The 2,660-nt window shown below is 69.5% G+C and carries 3 protein-coding genes; all 3 read right to left on the bottom strand.

Annotation, left to right across the window (positions count from 1 at the left end):
* A partial coding sequence (locus OQF71_RS14285; RefSeq protein WP_280588480.1) for a GNAT family N-acetyltransferase occupies positions 1-410 on the bottom strand: 410 nt, incomplete at its 3' end.
* The gene (locus OQF71_RS14280) at positions 407-625 is read right to left on the bottom strand and encodes a ubiquitin-like small modifier protein 2 (RefSeq protein WP_280588479.1); all 219 of its coding nucleotides are present in this window, start codon (positions 623-625) and stop codon (positions 407-409) included. The genes OQF71_RS14285 and OQF71_RS14280, both read right to left, overlap by 4 nt.
* Positions 626-658: 33 nt before the next feature.
* Positions 659-2,146, bottom strand: coding sequence for an Asp-tRNA(Asn)/Glu-tRNA(Gln) amidotransferase subunit GatB (gene gatB / locus OQF71_RS14275; RefSeq protein ID WP_280588478.1), 1,488 nt, complete (start codon positions 2,144-2,146; stop codon positions 659-661).
* Positions 2,147-2,660: the final 514 nt, after the last annotated feature.

Here is a 2,660-nt window from a genome sequence, read left to right as displayed (position 1 = left end):
CTGGCGAACCCGTGCTCCGTATAAAAGGCGTCCAGTTTCGGGTCGAACGCGGCGGTGACCGCGTCCACGGCGGCGGCGCGTTCGGCCCGCCGCACCGCCGCGGCGACGAGCGCTGAGCCGATCCCTCGACCGCGTCGCGCCCGCCGGACGGCCACGGCGTCGACGCGGAGCCGTCTCGGTTCGGGGCGCGTGGCGACCAGCGCGCCGACGACCGCACCGGTCCGTTCGAATCGGGCGACGAGGGCGTCTCCGGCGTCGATCGCGGCGTCCACGCTCTCGGCGTCCGTCTCCAACATCGCGGCGTCGAGCACGCGGAGGACGTCGAGTCGGTCGTCGGGCGTCGCGGGCTCGACCCCGAACTCGTCGGGGGCCGACACCTCGGCGTCGTCCGCGTCGCGGTCCCCGCTCACGCGTCGCCGTCCGTCGCGCCGCCCCTTATCAGTCGGAGCAGCCGGACCTCGTCGGCGTCGACGACGCGGTCGCCGGGGACCGGGGAGCCCTCGACGAGGACCGACGCCTCCTGCGGGTGGTACCCCGCTTCGCGGACGAGGTCCGCGTAGGTGGCGTCGTCGGGGAGGTCGTACTCGGCGGTCCCCTCGCCGACGACGTCGACGGTGACGGTCATCGGCGCGGCGCCTCGGCGGTGTCTCGCATCCCGTTACCCGTCCAGCCGCTCGCGGAGCAGCCCGTTCACCTGTCCGGGGTCGGCGCTCCCGCCGGTCTCCTGCATCACCTGCCCGACGAGGAAGTTGATCGCGCCCTCGTCGCCCCCGTGATAGTCGCTCACGGCGTCGGGGTTGTCGTCGATGGCGGCCGCGACCGCGGCCTCGACCTCGCCGGAGTCGGCGACGCCGAGCCCCTCGCGGTCGATGACGGTCTCGGGGTCCTCGCCCGCGTCGAGCATCTCGCGGAGGACGACCTCCTCGGCGTTCTTCACCGTGAGCTCATCGTCGGCGACGAGTTCGACCAGGCGGGTGAACTCGTCGAGGCGGTCCTCGACGTCCGTGATCGCCATCTCGCGGTAGTTGAGCTCGCCGAGCAGGTTGTCGGCCACCCACGTGGCGGCGAGGTCGGGGTCGAACGCCTCGGCGACGTCCTCGAAGAAGTCGGCGACCGCCTTCGTCGAGGTGAGCTTCGAGGCCGACTCGCGGTCGAGCCCGTACTCCTCGCGGAAGCGCTCGCGGCGGGCGTCGGGCAGCTCCGGGATCGGGATCTGTTCTTTCCAGTCCGACACCTCCAGCGCCGGGAGGTCGGCCTCCCGGAAGTAGCGGTAGTCCTTCTCGGCCTCCTTCGAACGCATCGAGACGGTGACGCCGCGCCCTTCGTCCCAGTGGCGGGTCTCCTGTTCGATCTCGCGGCCGCGCCGGAGCACGTTCTCCTGTCGGGTGATCTCGTACGCGAGCGCCTGTTCGGCGCCCTTGTGACTCGAGATGTTCTTGACTTCGGCGCGGTTCACGGCTTCGAGGGCGTCGCCGGTGATCGTCCCGTCGTCGGCAACGTCGCTCTCGGGAACCAAGGAGACGTTGGCGTCGACGCGCAGGCTCCCGTCGCGAGTCGGGTCGAAGACGCCGAGATATTCGAGGACCTCCTCCAGCTTCGCGAGGAACGCCCGGGTCTCCGCGGGCGACCGGAAGTCCGGCTCCGTGACGATCTCCATCAGGGGCGTCCCGGCGCGGTTGTAGTTCACCAGGGTGTGCGTCGCCGACTCGATGGAGCCGCCGGCGTGCTGGAGGCTTCCGGGGTCCTCTTCGAGGTGTGCCCGGGTGATCCCGATGGTCCGAGGCTCGCTGTCGACGCGGAGTTCCAGCTCGCCGGACTGGCAGATCGGGGCGTCGTACTGGGTGAGCTGGAAGTTCTTCGGCAGGTCGGGGTAGTAGTAGTTCTTCCGGTGGAACGTCGTCGTCTGGGGGATGTCGGCGTCGATCGCTTTCCCCACCTTCACGGCGGCCTCGACGGCGGCCTCGTTGAGGACCGGCAGCGCGCCCGGCAGCCCGAGACAGGTCGGGCACGTGCGCGTGTTCGGATCCTCGTCGTCTTCGGGCTCCGTCGAACAGCCGCAGAAGATCTTCGTGTCGGTCTCGAGCTGGACGTGGACCTCCAGCCCGATCACGACCGTGTGTTCTTCCGTCGCGGCCTGAGTGCTCATTACCGACCCGTTGCGGGCGGGTCACCTAAATCGTGTCGGGACCGATACGATGTGGATTTGTATCGAACCGGCGTGGATTCGAGAATCCCTATTTATGGCTCTCTACTTTTCGTTGTTACCGTCGGTGGCGCTGCGAACGCTCGCAAAGCGCCCGTCGTTCGTTTATAAATGGTTATCGTTGGATCGACGGCGAACACTTCCAAAGCCCCAGGCGATTGTTTATAAACGGTTGACAGCGGATCGACGGCGAACACTTCCAAAGCCCCAGCCGGGAGGGCGGCGCACACTCGCTGCGCGCCTCGGTCGCTCACTCCGTTCGCTCCCTGCGGTGCTTGCGTCGTCTGCGCCGCCCTCCCGGCTGCCCCTTTGAGTCCCACCCGCACCGCAACCGCACCTCACGCCTCCCCAACCTCGTCGCTCGCTCGGGGCTCCCGCCGGTCGCCCGCTCCCTCGCGACTCCCTCGCGCGGGCGCCTCGCGCCCGGGGGGCGCTCGGGGGCGCGCGCCAACGCGGT

Origin of the sequence: Halorubrum sp. Boch-26 (assembly GCF_029889805.1) — an archaeon.
In the GTDB taxonomy this organism is placed as follows: Archaea; Halobacteriota; Halobacteria; order Halobacteriales; family Haloferacaceae; genus Halorubrum.
This window is presented reverse-complemented; position numbering and strand designations above follow the sequence as displayed.